This window comes from Geodermatophilus sp. CPCC 205506, assembly GCF_051383635.1.
Taxonomy (GTDB): Bacteria; Actinomycetota; Actinomycetes; order Mycobacteriales; family Geodermatophilaceae; genus Geodermatophilus.
Map to the genome: position 1 here is coordinate 75,394 of NZ_JALPKP010000010.1, position 23,322 is coordinate 98,715.

At 72.9% G+C, this 23,322-nt stretch carries 16 protein-coding genes and 1 tRNA gene; 9 read left to right on the plus strand and 8 right to left on the minus strand.

Annotated elements, in window-relative coordinates; all coding sequences use genetic code 11:
* Positions 1 to 184 precede the first annotated feature (184 nt).
* From gltB to MY520_RS08015, 4 genes are all read left to right on the plus strand, one after another.
* On the plus strand, positions 185 to 4,858 hold the full coding sequence (gene gltB, locus MY520_RS08000; protein ID WP_436691558.1) for a glutamate synthase large subunit: 4,674 nt from the start codon (positions 185 to 187) through the stop codon (positions 4,856 to 4,858).
* Positions 4,851 to 6,341, plus strand: coding sequence for a glutamate synthase subunit beta (locus MY520_RS08005; RefSeq protein WP_436691559.1), 1,491 nt, complete (start codon positions 4,851 to 4,853; stop codon positions 6,339 to 6,341). Before gltB ends, MY520_RS08005 begins: the two co-directional genes overlap by 8 nt.
* 126 nt (positions 6,342 to 6,467) lie before the next feature.
* Entirely contained in the window at positions 6,468 to 7,883 is a 1,416-nt protein-coding gene (pyk, locus tag MY520_RS08010) for a pyruvate kinase (protein WP_436691560.1), read from the plus strand.
* Positions 7,880 to 8,761, plus strand: coding sequence for an acyl-CoA thioesterase (locus tag MY520_RS08015; RefSeq protein ID WP_436691561.1), 882 nt, complete (start codon positions 7,880 to 7,882; stop codon positions 8,759 to 8,761). The genes pyk and MY520_RS08015 overlap by 4 nt, the downstream gene beginning before the upstream one ends.
* Before the next feature lie 7 nt (positions 8,762 to 8,768).
* Here the strand turns inward: MY520_RS08015 and MY520_RS08020 are convergent, their stop codons facing one another.
* Together MY520_RS08020 and MY520_RS08025 are read right to left on the minus strand one after the other, a co-directional pair.
* Positions 8,769 to 10,577, minus strand: a complete 1,809-nt coding sequence (locus MY520_RS08020) for a pyridoxal phosphate-dependent decarboxylase family protein (RefSeq protein ID WP_436691562.1) — start codon at positions 10,575 to 10,577, stop codon at positions 8,769 to 8,771.
* Positions 10,578 to 10,617: 40 nt separating this feature from the next.
* Positions 10,618 to 10,691 (minus strand) — tRNA-Leu (locus MY520_RS08025).
* Between the two features lie 71 nt (positions 10,692 to 10,762).
* Between MY520_RS08025 and MY520_RS08030 the strand changes: the two genes are divergently transcribed.
* On the plus strand, positions 10,763 to 11,362 hold the full coding sequence (locus tag MY520_RS08030; RefSeq protein WP_436691563.1) for an ANTAR domain-containing response regulator: 600 nt from the start codon (positions 10,763 to 10,765) through the stop codon (positions 11,360 to 11,362).
* Positions 11,363 to 11,540: 178 nt separating this feature from the next.
* A complete protein-coding gene (locus MY520_RS08035; RefSeq protein WP_436691564.1) occupies positions 11,541 to 12,878 on the plus strand; it encodes an ABC transporter substrate-binding protein in 1,338 nt (445 codons plus the stop codon).
* A 169-nt stretch (positions 12,879 to 13,047) separates the two neighbouring features.
* Here MY520_RS08035 and MY520_RS08040 read toward each other — a convergent pair whose 3' ends face one another.
* From MY520_RS08040 to MY520_RS08060, 5 genes are all read right to left on the minus strand, one after another.
* Positions 13,048 to 13,467 (minus strand): DUF7712 family protein, encoded by a 420-nt coding sequence (locus MY520_RS08040; protein ID WP_436691565.1) that lies wholly within the window; start codon positions 13,465 to 13,467, stop codon positions 13,048 to 13,050.
* A 95-nt stretch (positions 13,468 to 13,562) separates the two neighbouring features.
* Entirely contained in the window at positions 13,563 to 14,420 is an 858-nt protein-coding gene (locus MY520_RS08045) for an ABC transporter ATP-binding protein (protein ID WP_436691566.1), read from the minus strand.
* The gene (locus tag MY520_RS08050) at positions 14,417 to 15,448 is read right to left on the minus strand and encodes an ABC transporter ATP-binding protein (protein ID WP_436691567.1); all 1,032 of its coding nucleotides are present in this window, start codon (positions 15,446 to 15,448) and stop codon (positions 14,417 to 14,419) included. The genes MY520_RS08045 and MY520_RS08050 overlap by 4 nt, the downstream gene beginning before the upstream one ends.
* A complete protein-coding gene (locus MY520_RS08055; protein WP_436691568.1) occupies positions 15,438 to 16,436 on the minus strand; it encodes a branched-chain amino acid ABC transporter permease in 999 nt (332 codons plus the stop codon). The genes MY520_RS08050 and MY520_RS08055 overlap by 11 nt, the downstream gene beginning before the upstream one ends.
* Before the next feature lie 4 nt (positions 16,437 to 16,440).
* Positions 16,441 to 17,808 carry an ABC transporter permease subunit gene (locus tag MY520_RS08060; RefSeq protein WP_436691569.1) on the minus strand — a complete coding sequence of 456 codons (1,368 nt, stop codon included), beginning with the start codon at positions 17,806 to 17,808 and terminating at the stop codon, positions 16,441 to 16,443.
* Between the two features lie 188 nt (positions 17,809 to 17,996).
* Between MY520_RS08060 and MY520_RS08065 the strand changes: the two genes are divergently transcribed.
* Positions 17,997 to 18,629, plus strand: coding sequence for a GNAT family N-acetyltransferase (locus MY520_RS08065; protein WP_436691570.1), 633 nt, complete (start codon positions 17,997 to 17,999; stop codon positions 18,627 to 18,629).
* 13 nt (positions 18,630 to 18,642) lie between these two features.
* On the opposite strand, the gene MY520_RS08070 is transcribed toward MY520_RS08065, so the two are convergent.
* Entirely contained in the window at positions 18,643 to 19,047 is a 405-nt protein-coding gene (locus tag MY520_RS08070) for a PaaI family thioesterase (protein WP_436691571.1), read from the minus strand.
* 90 nt (positions 19,048 to 19,137) lie between these two features.
* Here MY520_RS08070 and polA point away from each other — a divergent pair, with 90 nt between their 5' ends.
* Both polA and MY520_RS08080 read left to right on the plus strand, forming a co-directional pair.
* Positions 19,138 to 21,879, plus strand: coding sequence for a DNA polymerase I (gene polA / locus MY520_RS08075; protein ID WP_436691572.1), 2,742 nt, complete (start codon positions 19,138 to 19,140; stop codon positions 21,877 to 21,879).
* A gap of 195 nt (positions 21,880 to 22,074) precedes the next feature.
* A complete protein-coding gene (locus MY520_RS08080; RefSeq protein ID WP_436691573.1) occupies positions 22,075 to 23,274 on the plus strand; it encodes an FAD-dependent oxidoreductase in 1,200 nt (399 codons plus the stop codon).
* Positions 23,275 to 23,322: the final 48 nt, after the last annotated feature.

The window sequence follows — 23,322 nt, forward strand, 5'->3', positions numbered from 1 at the left end:
GCCCCGGGGGCACCACCCCCGAGGCTCGCGAGCCAGAGCTGACCCGGTGGTCGCACTGACCACCCAGCTCGCCGGCTCTCCCGCAGTGCCGCCCCACCGCCCTCTGACCCCCGGCCGGGCCCTCCGCCCTCCACCTGCCCCGTCGACCGACGGCCGCGGGTGGTGCGCCGACGACGGGAGTGACATGTCGCAGTTCCCCGCCCCCGCCGGCACCGCCGTCCCCTCCTCCGCAGCGCCCGGTGTGCCGTTCTCGGCGGTCCCCGCCGCGTCCGGCCTCTACGACCCGGCGAACGACAAGGACGCCTGTGGCGTGGCCTTCGTCGCCGACGTCCAGGGGCGCCGCTCGCGGAAGATCGTGGCCGCCGGGCTCACCGCGCTGCACAACCTCGACCACCGCGGTGCCGCCGGCTCCGAGCCGAACTCCGGCGACGGCGCGGGCATCCTCACCCAGGTGCCCGACGCGCTGCTGCGCGCGGAGGTCGACTTCGACCTGCCCCCGCTCGGGGAGTACGCGGTCGGCATCGCCTTCCTGCCGGTCGACGAGGCCGAGCGGGCCGCGCGGCTCGCCGACGTCGCCCGGCTCGCCGCCGAGGAGGGCCTCACCGTCCTCGGCTGGCGCGAGCTGCCCGTCGACCCCGACGGCGCCGACGTCGGTCCGACCGCGCGCGCCGTCATGCCGCACTTCGCCCAGCTCTTCGTCGCCGAGACGATCGGCGCCCGCGCCGACGTCCGCGCCTTCGGCGGCAACGCGGCCGTGAACGGGGTGACCCGGCTGGAGCGGCGCGCCTTCGTGCTCCGCAAGCGGGCCGAGCGGTCCGCCACCGAGGCCGGCAGCTCCCTGTACATCGTGTCGCTGTCGTCGCGGACCATCACCTACAAGGGCATGCTGACCACCGACCAGCTGCCCGCGTTCTTCCCCGACCTGCGCGACGAGCGCTACGAGTCGGCGATCGCGCTGGTCCACAGCCGGTTCTCGACCAACACCTTCCCCAGCTGGCCGCTGGCCCACCCGTTCCGGGTGATCGCGCACAACGGCGAGATCAACACCATCAAGGGCAACCGGAACCGGATGCGCGCCCGCGAGGCGAAGCTGGAGACGACGCTCTTCGACGGGCCCGCCGGCCCGGCCTCCGAGCTCGGTCTCGAGCGGATCTACCCGGTCACCGCCAGCGACTTCAGCGACTCGGCGACGTTCGACGAGGTGCTCGAGCTGCTGCACCTGTCCGGGCGGTCGCTGCCGCACGCGGTGCTCATGATGATCCCGGAGGCGTGGGAGAACCACGACGAGATGGACCCGGCCCGCCGGGCCTTCTACCGGTTCCACGCCTCGATCATGGAGCCCTGGGACGGGCCGGCCGCGGTCGCCTTCACCGACGGCACGCTTATCGGCGCCGTGCTCGACCGCAACGGGCTGCGCCCGGGCCGCTGGTGGCACACCAAGGACGACCTGGTCGTGCTGGCCAGCGAGGTCGGCGTCCTGGAGGTCCCCGACGCCGACGTCGTGGCCAAGGGCCGGCTGCAGCCCGGCCGCATGTTCCTGGTCGACACCGCCGCCGGGAAGATCGTCTCCGACGAGGAGGTCAAGGGCGCGCTGGCCGCGGAGCACCCCTACGAGGACTGGCTGCACGCCGGCCTGGTGCACCTGCCGCAGCTGCCCGAGCGCCGCCGCGCCCGGCCCAGCCACGAGTCCGTCGTCCGCCGGCAGCTGCTGTTCGGCTACACCGAGGAGGACCTGCGCGTCCTGCTCACCCCGATGGCCTCGACCGCGGCCGAGCCGATCGGCTCGATGGGCACCGACACCCCCGTGGCGGCGCTCTCGGACCGCTCGCGGCTGCTGTACGACTACTTCGGGCAGCTGTTCGCCCAGGTGACCAACCCGCCGCTGGACGCCATCCGCGAGGAGCTGGTGACCAGCCTCGGCCGCACCTTCGGCCCGGAGCAGAACCTGATGAACGCCACGCCGGCGTCCTGCCGCCAGGTGTTCCTGCCCTACCCGGTCATCGACAACGACGAGCTGGCCAAGATCCTGCACATCGACGACGACGGCGACCTGCCCGGTTACGCCGCCGTCCGGATCACCGGCCACTTCGACGTCAAGGGCGGCGGGACGGCGCTGGCCCAGGCGGTCGAGCAGCTGCGGACGAAGGTCAGCAAGGCGATCGCCGCCGGCGCCCGCGTCATCGTGCTCTCCGACCGGGACTGCGACGAGAAGCGCGCCCCCATCCCGTCGCTGCTCATGACCGCCGCCGTCCACCACCACCTCGTGCGGCAGAAGACCCGCATGGAGGTCGGGCTGGTCGTCGAGTCCGGCGACTGCCGCGAGGTGCACCACGTCGCGCTGCTGCTCGGCTACGGCGCCGCCGCGGTCAACCCCTACCTGGCCTTCGAGTCCCTCGAGGACCTCATCCGGGCCGGCGACCTGACCGGCATCGAGCCGGCCCAGGCCGCGCGCAACCTGGTGAAGGCGCTCGGCAAGGGCGTCCTCAAGGTCATGAGCAAGATGGGCATCAGCACCGTCGGCTCGTACACGATGGCGCAGATCTTCGAGGCCGTCGGCCTGTCGCAGGAGATCGTCGACGAGTACTTCACCGGCACCTCCTGCCCGCTCGGCGGCGTCGGCATCGACGTCCTCGCCGAGGAGGTGGCCATGCGCCACCGCCGGGCCTACCCGGAGAACCCGACCGAGCGGGCGCACCGTCGCCTGGAGACCGGCGGGGAGTACCAGTGGCGCCGCGAGGGCGAGGTGCACCTGTTCAACCCCGAGACGGTGTTCCTGCTCCAGCACGCCACCCGGGCGCGGCAGTACGACGTCTTCGAGAAGTACACCCGGACCGTCGACCAGCTCTCCGAGGACGCCGCGACGCTGCGCGGGCTGTTCACGATCCGGACCGGGGTGCGCCCGCCGGTGCCGCTGGAGGAGGTCGAGCCGGTCAGCGAGATCGTCAAGCGGTTCTCCACCGGTGCGATGAGCTACGGCTCCATCTCGCAGGAGGCGCACGAGACCCTCGCGATCGCGATGAACCGGCTGGGCGGGAAGTCCAACACCGGTGAGGGCGGCGAGGACCCCGACCGCTTCGTGGCCGACCCCAACGGCGACCTGCGCCGCTCGGCGATCAAGCAGGTGGCCAGCGGGCGGTTCGGCGTCACCAGCGAGTACCTGGTCAACGCCGACGACATCCAGATCAAGATGGCGCAGGGGGCCAAGCCCGGCGAGGGCGGCCAGCTGCCCGGCGCCAAGGTCTACCCGTGGGTCGCCCGCACCCGGCACTCCACGCCGGGCGTCGGCCTGATCAGCCCGCCGCCGCACCACGACATCTACTCGATCGAGGACCTCAAGCAGCTGATCCACGACCTGAAGAACGCCAACAACGAGGCGCGGGTCCACGTCAAGCTGGTCTCCGAGGTCGGGGTCGGGACGGTCGCGGCCGGCGTGAGCAAGGCGCACGCCGACGTCGTCCTCATCTCCGGGCACGACGGCGGCACGGGTGCCGCGCCGCTCACCTCGCTGAAGCACGCCGGCTCGCCGTGGGAGCTCGGCCTGGCCGAGACCCAGCAGACGCTGCTGGCCAACGGGCTGCGCGACCGCATCGTCGTGCAGTGCGACGGGCAGATGAAGACCGGCCGCGACGTGCTCATCGCCGCGCTGCTGGGTGCGGAGGAGTACGGCTTCGCCACCGCTCCGCTGGTCGTCTCCGGCTGCGTGATGATGCGCGTCTGCCACCTCGACACCTGCCCGGTCGGCGTCGCCACCCAGAACCCGGAGCTGCGCAAGCGGTTCACCGGGCGGCCGGAGTTCGTCGTCACCTTCTTCGAGTTCCTCGCCGAGCAGGTCCGCCAGTACCTCGCCGAGCTGGGCTTCCGCTCGCTCCAGGAGGCCGTCGGCCACGCCGAGCTGCTGGACACCCGCAAGGCCGTCGACCACTGGAAGGCCGCCGGCCTGGACCTCACCCCGGTGCTGGCCGTGCCGGAGCTTCCCGAGGGCGCCCCCCGGCACCGCGTCCGCACCCAGGACCACGGCCTGGACGTCGCGCTGGACCAGACCCTCATCCAGCTGTGCGAGGGCGCGCTGCTCGACGCGCGGCCGGTCAGCCTCGAGCTGCCGGTGCGCAACGTCAACCGGACCGTCGGCACGATGCTCGGCTCGATGGTCACCCGCCGCTTCGGCGGCGAGGGGCTGCCCGACGGCACGATCGACCTGACCTTCACCGGGTCGGCCGGCCAGTCCTTCGGCGCGTTCGTGCCGCGCGGCATCACGATGCGGCTGCTCGGCGACGCCAACGACTACGTCGGCAAGGGCCTCTCGGGTGGGCGGATCGTCGTCCGCCCGGGCCGCGAGGCCGGCTTCGCCGCCGAGGACAACGTCATCGCCGGCAACGTCATCGGCTACGGCGCGACGGCGGGGGAGATCTTCCTGCGCGGCCGGGTCGGCGAGCGGTTCTGCGTGCGCAACTCCGGCGCGCTGGCCGTCGTCGAGGGCGTCGGGGACCACGCGCTGGAGTACATGACCGGCGGCCGCGCGGTGATCCTCGGCACGACCGGCCGCAACATCGCGGCCGGCATGTCCGGGGGCATCGGCTACGTCCTCGACCTGGCCCGGCACCGGGTCAACGGCGAGATGGTGGACGTCGAGCCGCTGGACGGCGAGTCCGCGCAGTGGCTGCGCGACGTCCTGGTGCGGTACGCGTCCGACACCGGGTCGCCGGTGGCCTCCGCGCTGCTGGCCGACTGGGGCCGCTGGTCGGAGCGGTTCACCGTGATCATGCCGCGTGACTACCGTCGCGCGCTCGAGGCCCGGCGTGCCGCCGAGGCCGCCGGAACGGATGTGGACAGGGCAGTGATGGAGGCCGCACGTGGCTGACTCGACCGGTTTCCTCAAGCACGACCGCGCGCTGCCGCCGCGGCGTCCGGTGGACGTCCGCATCCTGGACTGGAAGGACGTCTACCTCACCCGGGACACCGGTGAGGACCACGTCTTCCCGGTGACGGCGGTGCGTCAGCAGGCCGCCCGCTGCATGGACTGCGGCATCCCGTTCTGCCACCACGGCTGCCCGCTGGGCAACCTCATCCCGGAGTGGAACGACCTCGCCCGCCGCGACGACTGGACCGAGGCCATCGAGCGGCTGCACGCGACCAACAACTTCCCGGAGTTCACCGGGAAGCTGTGTCCCGCGCCGTGCGAGGGCTCCTGCGTGCTGAACCTGGAGGACTCGCCGGTCACGATCAAGCAGATCGAGTGGGAGATCATCGACCAGGCGTTCCAGCGCGACCTGGTCAAGCCGGTGCCCGCCCAGGAGCACACCGGCAAGAAGGTCGCCGTCGTCGGCTCCGGGCCGGCCGGGCTGGCCGCCGCGCAGCAGCTCACCCGCGCCGGGCACGACGTGACCGTCTTCGAGCGGGCCGACCGCGTCGGCGGGCTGCTCCGGTACGGCATCCCGGAGTTCAAGATGGAGAAGGCCGTGCTCGACCGGCGGCTGGACCAGATGCGGGCCGAGGGCACCCGGTTCGTCACCGGCGTGGAGGTCGGCGGCAGCGGTGCCGACGACCTGTCGACCGAGCAGCTGCGCGCCGAGTACGACGCGATCGTGCTGGCCGGTGGCGCCACCGTGGGCCGCGACCTGCCGGCTCCCGGCCGGGAGCTCACCGGCATCCACCTGGCGATGGAGTACCTGCCGCACGGCAACCGGCAGGCCCTCGGCGAGCTCGACGACCCGCCGATCAACGCCCGCGGCAAGCACGTGGTGATCATCGGCGGTGGCGACACCGGCGCCGACTGCCTGGGCACCGCGCACCGCCAGGGCGCGGCCTCGGTGACCCAGCTGGAGATCATGCCGGCCCCGCCGGACCGTCGTGACCCGTCGTCCAACCCGTGGCCGACCTACCCGATGATCATGCGGGTATCCAGCGCCCACGAGGAGGGCGGCGAGCGGCTCTACAGCGTCAACACCGAGCGCTTCATCGGCACCGACGGCGGGGCCGTGCGCGCGCTGCTCCTCCACGAGGTCGAGCGGGTCGACGGCCGCTTCCAGAAGATCGAGGGCACCGAGCGGGAGCTCCCGGCGGACCTGGTCTTCCTCGCCATGGGCTTCACCGGGGCGCAGCGCGAGGGGCTCGTCGACGCCCTCGGCGTCGAGGTCGACGGGCGCGGCAACGTGGCCCGCGACGGCGAGTTCATGTCCACCGTCCCGGGCGTCTTCGTCGCCGGCGACATCGGCCGCGGCCAGTCGCTGATCGTCTGGGCCATCGCCGAGGGCCGCGCCGCCGCCGGCGCCGTCGACACCTGGCTGACCGGGGCGTCGATGCTGCCGCGGCCGGTCACGCCCACGATGGTCGCGCTGCGGTAACGGGGTTCCTCGTCACGGCCGGGGCCGGGTCCGCATCGCGCGGGCCCGGCCTCGCCGTCGTCTCCGGACGAGGGTCACAGGGTCCCCTCCCGACGCGGCCGGAGCCGTCCCACTAGCGTCTGGAGCATGTCGCGTCGCGCCAAGATCGTCTGCACGCTCGGGCCGGCGACCAGCTCCCTGGAGCAGGTCACCGCCCTCGTCGAGTCCGGGATGGACGTGGCCCGGCTGAACTTCAGCCACGGCGCGCACGCCGACCACGAGAAGGCCTACCACCTGGTTCGCGAGGCCTCGGACCGCACCGGCCACGCCGTCGCGATCCTGGCCGACCTGCAGGGCCCCAAGATCCGGCTGGGCACCTTCGCCGCCGGCCCGGTGACCTGGCAAACCGGCAGCCGGGTCTGCATCACCGTCGACGACGTCGAGGGCACCGTCGACCGGGTCTCCACCACCTACAAGGGGCTGGCCTCCGACGCCCGGGTCGGGGACCGGCTGCTGGTCGACGACGGGAAGCTCGCGCTCTCGGTGGTCGGCATCGACGGGCCCGACGTGTGGTGCCTGGTGGTCGAGGGCGGCGAGGTCTCGAACAACAAGGGGCTCTCGCTGCCCGGCGTCGCGGTCAGCGTGCCGGCGCTGTCGGACAAGGACGAGGAGGACCTGCGCTTCGCCCTCCACCTCTCGGTCGACTTCATCGCCCTGTCCTTCGTCCGCTCCCCGAACGACGTCGAGCTGGTGCGCGACATCATGCGGCAGGAGGACATCTCGGTCCCCGTCATCGCCAAGCTGGAGAAGCCCGAGGCGGTGGAGAACCTCGAGGCGATCGTGGAGGCCTTCGACGGCGTCATGGTCGCCCGCGGCGACCTCGGCGTGGAGCTGCCGCTGGAGCAGGTGCCGCTGGTGCAGAAGCGCGCCGTGCAGGCCGCCCGGGAGCGCAACAAGCCGGTGATCGTGGCCACGCAGATGCTCGAGTCGATGATCAGCTCCTCACGACCGACCCGCGCCGAGGCCTCGGACGTCGCCAACGCGGTCCTCGACGGCGCCGACGCGGTGATGCTGTCGGGGGAGACCTCGGTGGGGCGGTACCCGATCGCCGCCGTCCGCACGATGGAGCGGATCATCGACGCCGTCGAGAGCGCGCATGCCGGCGTGCCGCCCCTGCAGCGGGTGTCCCGCTCCCGGTCGGGTGCGATCGTGCGCGCGGCCAAGGACGTCGGCGAGACCATGGACGTCAAGGCGCTGGCGACCTTCACCCAGACCGGCGACACCGCCCGCCGGCTCGCCGCGCTGCACCCGCGCCAGCCGCTGCTGGCCTTCACCGTCGACGCGCGGGTGCGCAGCCAGCTGGCACTCTCCTGGGGCGTGGAGACCTTCCTCGTGCCCTCGGTGCAGCACACCGACGACATGGTGCGGCAGGTGGACTTCTCGCTGCTGTCCATCGGGCGGCTCAAGGAGGGCGACCGCGTGGTCGTGGTGGCCGGCAGCCCGCCCAACACCGTGGGGTCGACCAACCTGATCCGCGTCCACGAGGTCGGGACCGACTCGTGACCGCGGCGGGCGACGGCGCCGGCGAGGCCGCCGCTCTGCTGCACGTCCTCGACCTCGAGGAGCGGGAGCGGGACGTCTTCGTCGGGCAGACGCCCACCACGCGGCTGCAACGGATCTTCGGCGGGCAGGTCGCCGGCCAGGCGCTGATGGCCGCCGGGCGGACGGTGCCGGGGGAGCGGGGTGTGCACTCGCTGCACGCCTACTTCCTGCGCCCGGGCGACCCGCACGAGGAGATCCGCTATGCCGTCGACCGGATCCGTGACGGGCGGTCGTTCACCACCCGGCGGGTCATCGGGTGCCAGCGGCGCCGGGGCGAGGACGTGGCCATCTTCGCGCTGACCGCCGACTTCCACGCGGGGGAGACGGCCGTCGTCGAGCACTCGCTGCCGATGCCCGACGTCCCGGTGCCGGCGGCCCTCCCCTCGCTGGCCGACGTCGCCGCCCGGCACGGCCAGGAGGCGTCGGCCGCGCTGGAGATCAGCCGGGCCGTCGAGCAGCGGCTGCTCGACGACCCGTTCGAGGGCCGGGCCAAGCAGCCGCCGGACACCTCGACCCGCGTGTGGATGCGGGTCCCCGGCCGGCTCCCCGAGGACGCCGCCGTGCACGCGGCGGCGCTGACCTTCGCCAGCGACCTGACGCTGCTCGGCGCGGGGCTGGCCCGCGTCGGCGGCTGGCAGGACCGCTACGCCGGCGCCAGCCTGGACCACGCGGTGTGGTTCCACGCGCCGGTCCGCGCCGACGACTGGTTCCTCTACGAGACCGACAGCCCGGCGGCCGCGGGCGGCCGGGCGCTGTGCTTCGGCCGGGTGTGGTCCGCCGACGGCACGCACGTGGCCACCGTCGCCCAGGAGGGGCTGCTGCGCGCCGTCGTGCGCTGAGCTGCGGCTAGGACCCCGGCTGCCGGACGGCGTCGGTCTCGTCGAGGGCGGCCGCCGTCTCGGCGACGGCCGGCAGGTCGGGGGCGGCGTCCGCGGTGAGGTGCTCCTGGGCGTGCGCCTGGGTTGCGGACTCGTCCTGGGCGGCCGGGGTCTCCACCGGCGGGGCCTCCTCCGACGGCGTCTCCACCCGCGGGGCCTCCTCCGACGGCGTCTCCACCGGCGGCGTCTCCGCCGCGGCCCGGGCGTCCTCGACGGCCCGCCGCTCGTCTGCGGCCCGCCGCTCCTGCTCGGCCCGCGCCTCCTCGGCGGCCCGGCGCTCCGCCGCGGCGCGGGCCCGCTCGGCGGCGGACTCGGCGAAGTCGGCGGCCAGCCAGTCGTGGCCCTCGCACAGCAGCGCCCAGGCCCGCTCCACGTGCGCCCGCGTCGTCGCCGGCGCGCCCACGGCCAGCCGCAGCACCACCTGGCCGCGCACGGTGGTGTGGGTGAGGAAGACCTCGCCGCCGTCGTTGAGCCGCTCCAGCAGCGTCATGGTCGCGACGTCGGCGTCCACGTCGGCGGCCCAGCGCGGGCGCAGGCACACCAGCGACAGGGGGTGCGGGGTGGCGACGTCGAACCGGTCGTCGGCGTCGGCCCACGCGCCCAGCTCCTGGGCGAGCGCGACCCCCGAGCGCACGTGCGCCCGCAGTCCCTCCGCGCCGTACCAGCGCAGCACGAACCACAGCTTGAGCGCGCGGAACCGGCGGCCGAGCTCGATCTGCCAGTCGCGGTAGTCGACGACGGCGCCGGCGTCCGTGGCGGCGTTGCGCAGGTACTCGGGGAGGATCGCCAGGGCACCGGTGAGCGCCGCGCGGTCGGCGACCCAGAAGAGGGTGGCGTCGAAGCCGGTCAGCAGCCACTTGTGCGCGTCGGTCGTGTAGCTGTCGGCCCACTCGACGCCGGCCTGCAGCGTCCGCAGCTCCGGGGCCACGGCGCTGACGCCCGCGTAGGCGGCGTCCACGTGCAGCCAGACCCCGTGCTCGCGGCAGATCGGGCCGAGCTCGGCGAGCGGGTCGACGGCGGTGGTGGACGTCGTCCCGACGGTCGCGCAGACCAGCACCGGGCGGAACCCGCGCGCGGTGTCGCGCTCGAGGCGGGCCCGCAGCGCCTGCGGGCGCATGCCGAGGTCGCCGTCCACCTCGACGATGCGGACGGCGTCGCTGCCGAGGCCGGCCACGCGCACCGCCTTCTCCATCGACGAGTGCGTCTCCGAGGAGACGTAGACCGTGTACTCCTCCGGGCGCACGCCCTGCCGGACGGTGGCGCCGCCGCTGACCCGGTGCAGGGCGGCGAGCAGCGCGACCAGGTTGGCGCCGGAGCTGGAGTCCTGCACGACGCCGCCCCCGGCGCCCGAGGAGCGGTAGGACGCCGGCAGGCCGAGCAGCTCGGCGAACCAGTCCATGACGTGCTGCTCGAGCTCGGTGGCCGCCGGGCTGGTCACCCACGACATGCCCTGGACGCCGAGGCCGGAGGACACGAGGTCGCCGAGGACCGACGGGCCGGAGGTGTTGGCCGGGAAGTAGCCGAAGAAGCCCGGGTGCTGCCAGTGCGTGATGCCGGGGAGGACGACCCGGTCGAGGTCGGCCAGGACCGCGGAGAACGGCTCGCCGTGCTCCGGCGGCGCGGCGGGCAGCGACTCGCGGACGTCGCCGGGCGCGGCCGGGGAGCGGACGGGGAAGCTGCCGATGCGCGACCAGTAGTCGGCGATCCAGTCGACGACCTCGTACCCGTGCCGGCGGAACTCCTCGGGGGTCATGTGCGGGGGTGTCGGCTGGCTCACGGTGCCCACCGTATGGCTCCCTGCCGCGCTCGTCCGACGGTGCCCCCGGTGCGACTCGAACGCACACTGCGCGGGTTTTGAATCCGCTCCCTCTGCCGATTGGGGTACGGGGGCGTGCCTGCACCGGCTGTCGGAGCAGCCTAGCCGGGCGTCGCCGACCCACCGGCATCGCTAGGCTCCCGCGCGTGAGCAGCGAGACGATCCGGGTCCTCATCGCGGAGGACGAGGCGCTCATCCGCCTCGACCTCAAGGAGATGCTCGAGGAGGAGGGGTACACCGTCGTCGCCGAGGTCGGCGACGGGCAGCAGGCCGTCGACCGGGCCACCGAGCTGCGGCCGGACCTCGTCATCCTCGACATCCAGATGCCGGTCCTCGACGGCCTGTCGGCCGCCGAGCAGATCGCCTCGACGCGGATCGCGCCGGTCATCGTGCTGACCGCGTTCAGCCAGCGCGAGCTGGTCGAGCGGGCGCGGGACGCCGGTGCGATGGCCTACCTGGTGAAACCGTTCTCCAAGAACGACCTGGTCCCGGCGATCGAGGTCGCCCGGGCGCGGTTCGCCGAGCTGACCGCCCTCGACGGGGAGGTGCGGTCGCTGGAGGAGCGGCTGGAGGCCCGGAAGGTCGTCGAGAAGGCCAAGGGCCGGCTGATGGCCGAGCAGGGCATGACCGAGGCCGAGGCGTTCCGGTGGATCCAGCGGACGGCCATGAACGAGCGGACGTCGATGAAGGCGCTCGCCCAGCGGGTGCTCGAGCCGCAGCCCGCGAGCGACACCACCCCGGACTGAGCCCCCCGGTCCACCCCGCGATGCGGCGTGTCGGGCCGGGATCCGGGAGGTCACAACCCCATCACTATCCGGTCGACCCCGCTTCCGGCCCGGTGAGCAGCAGTTACCTTCCCCCCACTGATCAGGTCAACCCGACTGGGCTGACCGAGTGCACCGACACCACAGTGGGAGTTGTTTGATGCGCACAGGCATCCTCGCCCGGAGCGCCGCCGTGTCCGCCGCGGCCCTTCTCGTCCTGACCGCCTGCGGCGGCGGAGACGACGAGGGCGGCAGCGCCAGCGGCGGTGGCGACGGCGGCGGCGAGAAGCAGGTCAACGTCTACGGTTCCGACGGCAACATGGGCAACGCCCTCGGCGAGCGCATCAGCGAGCCGGGCGCCCTGGTCCGGATGAAGGGCACGCTGCCCCTCACCGAGCTGTCCGGTGACTTCCAGGACCGGCTCTTGCAGATCAACCCGCAGCTGGTCGACTTCAACTACGCCGGCGAGACGTACGACGCCATCGTGGTGACGGCGCTCGCCGCGCAGATGGCCGGCACCACCGACGCCAACGTGTTCAAGGCCTACGTCAACGGCGTCACCGTGGGCGGCGAGGCGTGCTCGGACTTCACCGCGTGCCTCGAGATCGTCAACAACGGCGGGAACCCCGACTACGAGGGGCAGTCCGGCCCGCTGAGCTTCACCGACGCCGGCGAGCCCGCCCAGGCCAGCATCGGCATCCAGCAGTTCGGTGAGGACAACCGGATCGACGACAGCCTCACCCGCTACGTCATCCCGGGTGACGAGGCGAACGCCACCACCGACGAGGGCCCGGCCCCGGCCCCGCCCGGCACCACGTCGCCGACGCCGCTGATCATCGGCACGCTGCTGCCGGAGACCGGCAACCTGGCCTTCCTCGGCCCGCCCGAGATCGCCGGTGCCCAGCTGGCGGTCAACGACATCAACGCCGCGGGGGGTGTCCTGGGCCAGCAGGTGCAGCTGATCCAGCGCGACTCCGGTGACACCACCACCGACATCGCGACCCAGTCGGTCGACGCCCTGCTCCAGGCGGGCGCCAACGCGATCATCGGTGCGGCGTCCTCCGGCGTGAGCCTGACGGTCATCGACACCATCACCGGCGCCGGCGTCCTGCAGTTCTCGCCGGCCAACACGTCCGACCAGTTCACGACGTACAACGACAACGGGCTGTACTTCCGTACCGCACCGCCGGACGTGCTGCAGGCCGAGGCGCTGGCCGACCTCATCATCGAGGACGGCAACAACACCGTCGGGATCCTCGCGCTCAACGACCCCTACGGCACCGGTCTCGCGGAGAACGTCGCCAACAACCTGCAGGCCGCTGGCCTCGCCGAGGGCGACATCCAGTCGATCATCTACGACCCGCAGGCTGCCAACTTCGACTCCGAGGTGCAGCAGATGGTCGACTTCAACCCCGACGCGATCGTGGTCATCGGGTTCGACGAGTCCTCGCGGATCATCGAGGGCCTGAACGCGAACGGCATCGGCTCGGCCGAGTGACCCACCTCCCGGGGCGTTCCTGACGTCCCGGGAGCGCGCCACCCGCAGTGGCCCGGCACCGATCGACGGTGCCGGGCCACTGCGCTGTCCAGACGGTTCTCCGCCGATCCCCACGGCACCGGCTGGGCCGCCGGCTGACCGGCCGCCCCGGCTCAGCGGCCGCGCGGGTTCAGCGCTGCAGCTGCTGGCCCGGCGGCTGCCAGTCGGCCGGCCGGCCGGTGTGGTTGGAGAACTCCACCGACCACCGCCACCAGCTGTGGTCCTCGGCGTGCTCCCAGGAGGTCAGGACGCCGACCTCCCCGCCGGGCAGCAGGACGGGCACGCCATGCAGCTCGGGCCCGGGCCACACCTCGGAGCGCCGCACCGCGCCGCCGGAGAGCTCGAGCAGGGTCAGCGGGGAGTAGTTCCCGTCCCGGTCGGCGTCGGACCGCAGGACGACGCGGTCGTCCTCGGCGACCACCTCGACGTGCAGCGATGCCGGCGCGGCGTGCACCAGCACGCGGGAGAAGCCCCCGGCCGTGGTGGCGCGGGCGAACTCCAGGCCGTTCATCCCGCCGTCGCGGGAGCGGAGGTTCCAGGTCCAGTTCATGACCGGGCGGTACCCGGGCCGGGCCGCGCCCCCACCGACGACGGCGCCGGTCCCGTCGCGGGAGCCGGCGCCGTCTCGGCCCGTCCGGGGTCCTCTCAGCGGGTCTTGGCCAGCGTGCCCAGGTAGAGCTCGATCACCTTGGGGTCGGTCATCAGGTTGCTCCCGGTGTCGGTGTAGGCGTTGCGGCCCTGGTCGAGCACGTATCCGCGGTCGCAGATCTGCAGGCACCGCCGCGCGTTCTGCTCGACCATGATGATCGAGACGCCGGTGGCGTTGATCCGCCGGCAGCGGATGAAGACCTCGTCCTGGTAGGCGGGGGAGAGGCCGGCCGAGGGCTCGTCGAGCAGGAGCACCGACGGGTCCATCATCAGCGCCCGGCCCATCGCGACCATCTGCCGTTCGCCGCCGGAGAGCGCCCCGGCCTTGCCCTTGCGCCGCTCACCGAGCAGCGGGAACAGGTCGATGACGTAGTCGAAGCGCTCCTTGAACGTCTTCGGCCGCAGGTAGACGCCCATCTGCATGTTCTCCTCGATGGTGAGCGAGGGGAACACGTTGTTGTTCTGCGGGACGTACCCGACGCCGAGGGACACCAGCCGGTGCGCTGGGGCGGAGGTGATGTCCTCCCCGCGCAGCGTCACCGCGCCCGAGCGCACCGGGATCAGCCCGAACAGCGTCTTGAGCAGGGTCGACTTGCCGGCGCCGTTCGGCCCGATGATGCCGACGAGCTCGCCCTCCCTCAGGTAGAAGTCGCAGCCGCGGAGGATGTTCACCCCCGGCACGTAGCCGGCCACCAGGTCGTCGGCGCGCACCAGGGCGCCCTCGGCGAGGCGGACGTGCTCCTCGCGGGTGGCCGCCTTCTCCGCGGGGGAGAGGGTGGCGGCCGGCGAGGCGGCCTGGTCGGCCCGGGTGAGGTCCTCGCCGGACTCGTCCACCTGGAACAGCGGGTCGCTCATCGGTCGGTCTCCCCTCGGCGCGTGCCGTCCGATTGCAGCACCTCACCCTCCGTGCGTTCTTCCTGCGCGATCGCGTGCTCCGCCTCGGCGAGGACCCGGTCCTCCTCCTCGACGGTGAGCGGTGCGTCGTGGTGGGCGCCCAGGTAGGCGTCGACCACGGCCTGGTTCTGGCTGATCGCCTCCGGTGGCCCCTCCGCGATCACCCGGCCGGCCGCCATGACGACGACCCAGTCGCTGATGTCGCGGACGACGTCCATGTCGTGCTCGACGAAGATCACCGTCATGCCCTGCTCGCGCAGGTCCTTGACGTGGCCGAGCAGGCTCTGGGTCAGTGCCGGGTTCACCCCGGCCATCGGCTCGTCGAGCATGACGACGGTCGGATCGCTCATCAGCGCCCGTGCCATCTCCAGCAGCTTGCGCTGACCGCCGGAGAGCGTGCCGGCGAAGTCGTCCCTCTTGGCGTCGAGCTTGAACCGCTGGAGCAGGTCCATCGCCTTCTCGGTGTTGGCCTTCTCCTGGGAGCGCCACCCCGGCAGCAGCGCGCCGAGGAAGCTCTCGCCCTTCTGGCCCTGGGCGCCGAGCAGCATGTTCTGCAGCACGGTCAGCCGCGACAGCGCCTTGGTCAGCTGGAAGGTCCGCACGACGCCGAGCCGGGCGACCTTGTGCGGCGGCAGGTTGGACAGCGACCGGCCGTCGAAGGTCCAGCTGCCGCTGTTGGGCTGGTCGAAGCCGGTCAGCAGGTTGAACAGCGTCGTCTTGCCGGCACCGTTGGGCCCGATCAGGCCGGTGATGCCGCCGCGCTGCACCTCGAGGTGGTCGACGGACACCGCGGTGAGGCCGCCGAAGGTCCGGGTCACCCCGTCGACGACGACGATCGGGTCCGGCTTGGCGACCCCGACCTCCCACGGGACGTCCCGGAGGGCGGCCTGGGCCAGCCGCCGCGGCGCACCGCCGGTGCCGCCCGCGCCGCCGGACGCGGCGTGCGCCCCGCTCGCGGCCGGCTCGGTGGGCGTGGGGTCAGCGGGCATCGAGCATCACCTCTCGTCGGTCACCGAAGATGCCTTGTGGCCGGAAGACCAACAACAGCATGAGCCCGAGGCCGACCAGGACGAAGCGGATCTGCGCCACGTCGGTGGAGGTCAGCAGGCCCTCGGGGATGAGCCCGTTCTCGATGAGGGCGCGCAGGCCGGTGTCGGCGAACTGGAGGAGGAACAGCAGGATCATCCCGCCGACCACCGCGCCGAACACCCGGGCTGCGCCGCCGAGGATCAGGGCGGCGTAGGCGAGGAACGTGTTGGCGTTCTGGTACTGGTCGGGGATGGCCGAGCCGGTGCCGACGGCGTAGATCATCCCGCCGAGCGCACCGAGGATGCCGCCGAGCACCAGCGCCTGCATCTTGTAGGTGTAGACGTTCTTGCCCAGGGCGCGGACGGCGTCCTCGTCCTCGCGGATGGAGCGGACGACGCGGCCCCACGGGCTGCGCATGAGCGCCCAGATGAGCAGGCAGGACAGGGCCACCAGCGACCAGCCCACGAGCGCCACCCAGAGCTCCCCACCGGACCAGCTGGTGCCCAGGATGCGGTAGCGCGCGTTGGTGGTCCACGGCGCGAGCGCCAGGAAGTCGCTGTTGAAGGCGGAGATGCCGCGGGTCCCGTTGGTCAGCGGGGTGGCCGAGACCGACCGGAACACCAGGCGTAGCCCCTCGGCGGCGGCGATGGTCACGATCGCCAGGTAGTCCGCGCGCAGCCGCAGGGTCGGCAGGCCGAGCAGCAGGGCGAGCACGATCGCGGCAGCCAGGCCGACGAGGACCCCGACCCAGAAGTTCAGTCCCCACTTGCTGACCGAGATGGCGATGCCGAACCCGCCGAGCATGGCGAAGGCGATCTGCCCGAAGTTCAGCAGGCCGGTGTAGCCGAACTGCACGTTGATGCCGAGGGCCAGCAGGACGAAGAAGATGGCCTGGAACCCCAGAGCGGCCTTGCCGGCGACCGCGACGGCGTTGATGAGTTCGCTCATGGGGTCAGCCCACCCGGACGCGGCTGCCCAGGATCCCCTGGGGCCGGATGACGAGGATGACGATCAGCAGCAGCAGCCCGCCGACGTACTTGACGTCGTTCGGGACGACGAGGGTCGACATCTGGACGAAGACGCCGACGACCAGGCTGCCGATGAGCGCGCCGTAGGCGGTCCCGAGCCCCCCGAGCGTGACACCGGCGAACATGAGCAGCAGCAGGCGGAAGCCCATGTCCCACTGCACCTGGTCGGACAGGCCGAGCAGGACGCCGCCGAGCGCGGCCAGCGTCCCACCCATCATCCAGACGACCAGGATGACCCGGTTGACGTCGATGCCGGAGGAGGCGGCGAGGTCACGGTTGTCCGAGACCGCCCGCATGGCCTTGCCGATCTTGGTGCGCTGCAGCATGAGCGCGACCAGCACGAGGACGACGATCGAGATGACCACGGAGGCGAGGTCGGCGCCCGTCATGCGGAAGAGGCCGTAGTCGACGGCCCGGCCGCCCCCGACGCCCTCGTAGGCGTTGGACCGGCCGCCGTAGACCAGCTGGATCAGGTAGCGCAGCAGCAACGAGAGGCCGATCGACACGACCAGCGCCGCGATCAGCCCGGTGCCGCGGCGCCGCAGCGGCCGCCAGAGCCCCAGCTCGTTGAGCGCGCCGACGGCGGCGCCCACGAGCATCGCGATCAGCGCCGACAGGACGAACGGAACGCCGCCCTCGACGTTGATGAACCAGGCCGCGACCGCGCCGATGGTGACCAGCTCGCCGTGGGCGAAGTTGGTCAGGCCCGTCGTCCCGAAGATCAACGACAGGCCGACGGCGCACATCGCGATGAGCAGGCCGAACCGGATGCCGTCGACGAGCAGCTGGACGGCGCGCACCGTGCCACCGCCGCTCTCCCGGCTGCCGTCGTTGAGCCCGATGATGGCCGCCTGCCGGCGCCCCTCCTCGACGGTGACCGTGCGGCTGTCCTCACCCGCCAGGACCACGCCCTCCGGCAGGTCGTCGGCGTCGATGCTGACCACGTAGTCACCCGGGCCGGGGAGGTCGACCTCCCAGCGGCCCTGCTCGTCGGTCTCGACCGTGTCGACCTCTTCGCCGTCGACGGTCGTGACCGTCACCTCGACACCCTCGATCGGGCCGCTCCGGCTGGTCTGCAGGGTGCCGGCGAGCTGCTCGGTGGCCGCTCCCTCGTCGGTGGCCTGGGCGAACCCCGGGACGACGGCGGCGAGCCCGAGCCCGAAGGCGGCGACGAGCAGGACGCGGACCAGGTACCTGAGGCGTGCGTCGGAGCAGTCCCGTCCGGTCGAGGCGCGTGGGGCTCTCTCTGGGCGGCGACCGTGTCGTCGGGCACGGCCTGGCGCGTGCGTCACGCGACCTCCCTGGCGTGTGAGTGGAGGGGGGACCGTAACCCAGGTGTGTTTCGGGTCGCCGTCCTCGCTGCGAGCTGTGACCTTTCCGCGACACGCCGCCCCGATCCACCCCCTCCGCGGCGGCGCGCCGTCGTGATCAACCCTCCTCCTGGGTGCACGCTCTGGCCACAGTCCAGGGGAGGACTCCTGTGTCAGGTTCCGGTTCGCGGTCCCGCGTCACGACGCGCACGGCGCGTCCCGACGACCTGCCCGCCGTCCTCGCCCTGGTGCGCCAGCACCGGGCCGAGGCCCACGCCGAGGGCGTGCTCACCGGACAGACACCCGGGGCCGCCGCGGCCGCCGGGTTCCGCCGGCTGCTCGCCGACGACGGTCACCGGGTGGCGCTGGCGGTCCGGCCGGACCCGGACGTCGGCGGTGCCGGCGAGGTGGTGGTGGGGCTGGCGATCCTCGGCGTCGACCCGCTGTCGGTGGTCCTCGGCGTCCGCCAGGTGACCGTCGACAACCTCGTCGTCCACCGGGAGCACCGCCGCTGCGGAGCGGGGGCCGCCCTGCTCGGCGCCGCGGTCGCCTTCGCGGCCGAGACCGGCGCCGACCACGTGGTCGCCGCGGTCGGCGGGCACGAGGCCGAGCGGCTGCGGTTCCTCGCCCGGATGGGCTTCGCGCCGCTCACCACCCGCCGGATCGTCCCCCGGGAGAGCCTCGCGCGGGCGCTGGCCGCCTGGCGGCGCGGTGGCGTGCCCATCCCCGTGCCGCGCCGTCCACCGGTCCGCCGACGGCCGGTCGACCGGGGAGTTCCGCTCGTGGACGCTGCCGAGGGCTGAGTGAGGACCCCTCTCAGGCGCCGCCGAGCATGCAGGTCAGCCGGGCCGTGGCCGTCGGCCGGCCCTGCTCGTCGCTGACCTCGACCCGGAAGGTGGCCAGGGTGCGGCCGCGGCGGACCGGCGTGGCCACCGCCGTCACGAACCCGCTGGTCGCCGGCCGCAGGTAGCTGACGTTGAGCTCCACGCCCACGCACCGGCGTCCGGGGCCGGCGCCGAGGGCGGCCGCCCAGGACCCCACCGTCTCCACCAGCGCGCAGGTCGCCCCGCCGTGCAGCAGCCCCGCCGGCTGCTGGTTCCCCTCGACCGGCATGGTCGCGACCAGGTGGTCGGGGTCGTAGTCGGTGATCTCGATGCCGAGCTTCTCGTCGAGCGGGCTGACGTGGCCGGTGGGCAGCCAGTCGGGAGGGGCGAGGGTCACCGGGGCACGGTAGCCAGCGGGCGGACGGCGCCTCGCCGGGGCCCGCCGCCGGACCGGCGGTGTCGGTGACCGCACCTAGGATCGGCGGTGATGTCCGCTCCGGTCTCCGCCCTCGCGTCCCCTGCCGTCCCGACCACCGGTGGGCCGCGCCCCCGGCTGCTCCTGCTCGACGGGCACTCCCTGGCCTACCGCGCCTTCTTCGCGCTGCCGGTGGAGAACTTCTCGACCACCACCGGCCAGCCGACGAACGCGGTCTACGGCTTCACGTCGATGCTGATCAACATCCTGCGCGACGAGCAGCCCACCCACCTCGCGGTCGCCTTCGACGTCGGCCGCAAGACCTTCCGCAGCGAGATCTTCGCGGAGTACAAGGCCAACCGCGCCGAGAGCCCGACCGACTTCCGCGGCCAGGTCAGCCTCATCCAGGAGGTGCTGGGCGCGCTGCGCGTGCCGGTCATCACCGCCGAGGGCTACGAGGCCGACGACGTCATCGCGACGCTGACCGTCGCGGCGGTCGAGCAGGGCATGGACGTGCTGATCGCCACCGGCGACCGCGACGCGCTGCAGCTGGTCAACGAGCACGTCACCGTGCTGTACCCGCGCAAGGGCGTGTCCGACCTGACCCGGTTCACGCCGCAGGAGGTGGAGACCAAGTACGGGCTCTCCCCTGCGCAGTACCCCGACTTCGCGGCGCTGCGCGGCGACCCCAGCGACAACCTGCCGAGCATCCCGAGCGTCGGCGAGAAGACGGCCGCGAAGTGGGTCCGCGAGTACGGCTCCCTCGACGCGCTCGTCGACCAGGTGGACACCGTCAAGGGCAAGGTCGGCGAGAAGCTGCGCGAGCACCTCTCCTCGGTGATGCAGAACCGGCGGCTGACCGAGCTCGACCGCGCCGTTCCGCTGGAGCTGGGCCCGGCCGACCTCGCCGTCCGCGCGTGGGACCGCAACGAGGTGCACACCCTCTTCGACAACCTGCAGTTCCGGGTGCTCCGGGACCGCCTGTTCGCGACCCTCACCAGCGCCGAGCCCGAGGTCGAGGGCGGCTTCGACGTCGCCGTCGACGAGGTGCCGGCCGGCGGGCTGGGCGCGTGGCTGGAGCGGAACGCGCGGACCGGCCGGACCGGCGTCATCTTCCGCGGCACGTGGGGGAGGGGCGGCGGGGAGCTGACCGGCATCGCGCTGGCCGCCGCCAACGACTCCGCCACGTTCGTCGACCTCGGACCCGGCCTGGACGTCGCCGACGAGCAGGCGCTGGCCGCCTGGCTCGCCGACCCGGCCACCCAGAAGGTCGTGCACGAGGTCAAGGGCCCGCTGCTGGCGGTGTGGGCGCGGGGCTGGGAGCTCGACGGGGTGGTCAGCGACACCGCGCTGGCCGCCTACCTGGCGCTGCCGGGGCAGCGGTCCTTCGACCTCGGCGACCTCGCCGTCCGCTACCTGCGCCGTGAGCTCAAGGACACCGCGACCGAGGAGACGCAGCTCACCCTCGACGGGCTGGGCCCGTCGGAGGACGACCTCGCCCGCGAGGCCGCGACCGCCGACGTGCTCAAGGCGGTGGCGGTCAACGACCTGTCCGACGCGCTGGAGACGGTGCTCGGCCAGCGCGGCGGGGACGCCCTGCTCGGCGCGATCGAGCTGCCGCTGACCCGGGTGCTCGCGGGCATGGAGTACCGGGGCATCGCGGCGGACCTCCCCTTCCTCCAGGGGCTGCAGCGCGAGTTCGCCGAGGGCGTCGCCGACGCGGCCGCCGAGTGCTACGCCGTCATCGGCCGCGAGGTGAACCTCGGTTCGCCGAAGCAGCTGCAGGCGGTGCTCTTCGACGAGCTGGGACTGCCGAAGACGAAGAAGATCAAGTCCGGCTACACGACCGACGCCGAGGCGCTGACCTCGCTGCTCGCGTCGACCGGGCACCCGTTCCTCGAGCACCTGCTGCGGCACCGCGACGTCACCCGGCTGCGCACCGTCATCGACGGGCTGATCCCGATGGTCGACGACGCCGGGCGCATCCACACGACCTTCCAGCAGACGATCGCCGCGACCGGCCGGCTGTCCTCGACCGACCCGAACCTGCAGAACATCCCCATCCGCACCGCCGAGGGCCGGCGGATCCGGCAGGCGTTCGTGGTCGGCGCGGGCTACGAGTCGCTGATGACCGCCGACTACAGCCAGATCGAGATGCGGATCATGGCGCACCTCTCCGGCGACGAGGGGCTGATCGAGGCGTTCACCTCGGGGGAGGACCTGCACTCCTTCGTCGCCTCCCGGGCGTTCGGCATCCCCATCGAGGACGTCGACCCCGAGATGCGCCGGCGGATCAAGGCCATGAGCTACGGCCTGGCCTACGGTCTGTCGGCCTACGGGCTGTCCCAGCAGCTGCGCATCTCCACCGAGGAGGCGCGCGAGCAGATGAACGCCTACTTCGAGCGCTTCGGCGGCATCCGCGACTACCTCGACAGCGTGGTGGAGGAGGCGCGGCTGTCCGGCTACACCGAGACGACGCTCGGCCGGCGCCGCTACCTGCCCGACCTGACCAGCGACAACCGGCAGCGCCGCGAGATGGCCGAGCGGATGGCGCTCAACGCCCCCATCCAGGGCTCGGCGGCCGACGTCATCAAGGTCGCCATGCTCAACGTGGAGAAGGCCATCGCCGCCGACGGGCTGCGGTCGCGGATGCTGCTCCAGGTGCACGACGAGCTCGTGCTCGAGGTGGCCCCAGGGGAGCATGAGGCGCTGGAGTCGCTGGTCCGCCGGGAGATGGCCGGCGCCGCAGAGCTGTCGGTGCCCCTGGAGGTCTCGGTGGGCTTCGGCGCCAGCTGGGACGCCGCCGCCCACTGAAGGACGACCCCGGTGCCCCCCGCGCCGGGGCCAGGTGCCGTGCACGGGTGATCGCCGACCTCGCGGTGTGGTGGCCGAACCCGCGTCGTAGCGCGAGGTCGCCGACCACACCGCGGGTCCGGCGCGTGTGCCGCCACCTTCCGGCCGGCGGAGCACCGACTTGTCCGGGGTGCCGGCAGCGGGGACGGTCAGGTGGTGACCGACGACACGGTGCTGGTGGTCGGCGCCGGACCGGTGGGGATCCTCAACGCCCTCGGCCTGGCGCGGGCGGGGATCCCCGTCACCGTGCTCGACCGGGCGCCCGGCGTCGTCCGGTCGCCGCGGGCCGCCATCTACCACTGGGCGGCTCTCGACGGGCTGGAGCGGCTCGGCGTCTACGAGCAGGCGGCCACCCGCGGCTTCCTCAAGCAGGACTACGAGTACCGGGCGTACAAGACCGGTGAACGGGTCCGGTTCGGGCTGGACCCGCTGGAGGGCCTGGTCGAGCGCCCGTACAACCTGCACCTCGGCCAGGGGGCGCTGGTCGAGATCGCCCTCGCGGAGCTGGCCGCCCACGACTCGGCCACCGTGCTGTGGCAGCACACCGTCGTCGCCGTCGACCAGGACGACGACCGGGTGACCGTCACCGTGGAGACGCCCGACGGCGTCCGCACCTCCACGGCGGGCTGGCTGATCGGGGCCGACGGCGCGTCGAGCGCGGTCCGCAAGGCGGTGGGCCTGCCGTTCGAGGGCTTCACCTGGCCCGAGCGCTTCGTCGCGACCAACGTCCGCTACCCGTTCGCCGAGCACGGGTTCGCGCAGAGCACCTTCATCGTCGACGACGTGTACGGCGCGGTGATCGCGAAGCTCGACGACTCGGCCGGCGGCGGGTTGTGGCGCTACACCTACTGCGAGTCCCAGGACCTGCCCGAGGACGGCGTCCTGGACCGGATGCCCGACGTCCACCGCGCGGTGCTGCCCACGCCCGCCGAGGTCGAGGTGGCGGAGTGGGCCCCGTACCGGATGCACCAGCGGGTGGCGCCGCGGTTCCGGGAGGGGCGGGTGCTGCTGGCCGGCGACGCCGCCCACGTCACCAACCCCTCCGGCGGCCTCGGGCTCACCGGGGGCCTGTTCGACACCTTCGTGTTGCAGGAGGCGCTCGCCGCCGTGGTCCACGGCACCGCCGACCAGTCGGTGCTCGACGCGTACAGCCGCGAGCGGCACCGGGTCTTCGTCGAGCTGGTCGACCCCGCCGCCACGGCGATCAAGAAGATGATCTTCCACAACTCCGATCCGGAGCAGCTGGAGCGGGACATGGCCGGCCTGCGCCGGCTGGCCACCGACCGCGACGCGCTGATCGAGCGGCTGATGCTCACCAAGCGGATGGAGACGCCGTCCCTCATCGGCGCCTGGTGAGCCGACGGTCGATCTCGACCTCCACCTCGACCTCGACCGGAGGTCGAG

Coding starts and splice junctions, on each gene's coding strand:
- MY520_RS08050 (WP_436691567.1), bottom strand. CDS start 15,448: ATGCCCGCTGACCCCACGCCCACCGAGCCGGCCGCGAGCGGGGCGCAC.
- MY520_RS08045 (WP_436691566.1), bottom strand. CDS start 14,420: ATGAGCGACCCGCTGTTCCAGGTGGACGAGTCCGGCGAGGACCTCACC.
- MY520_RS08040 (WP_436691565.1), bottom strand. CDS start 13,467: ATGAACTGGACCTGGAACCTCCGCTCCCGCGACGGCGGGATGAACGGC.
- polA (WP_436691572.1), top strand. CDS start 19,138: ATGTCCGCTCCGGTCTCCGCCCTCGCGTCCCCTGCCGTCCCGACCACC.
- pyk (WP_436691560.1), top strand. CDS start 6,468: ATGTCGCGTCGCGCCAAGATCGTCTGCACGCTCGGGCCGGCGACCAGC.
- MY520_RS08035 (WP_436691564.1), top strand. CDS start 11,541: ATGCGCACAGGCATCCTCGCCCGGAGCGCCGCCGTGTCCGCCGCGGCC.
- gltB (WP_436691558.1), top strand. CDS start 185: ATGTCGCAGTTCCCCGCCCCCGCCGGCACCGCCGTCCCCTCCTCCGCA.
- MY520_RS08055 (WP_436691568.1), bottom strand. CDS start 16,436: ATGAGCGAACTCATCAACGCCGTCGCGGTCGCCGGCAAGGCCGCTCTG.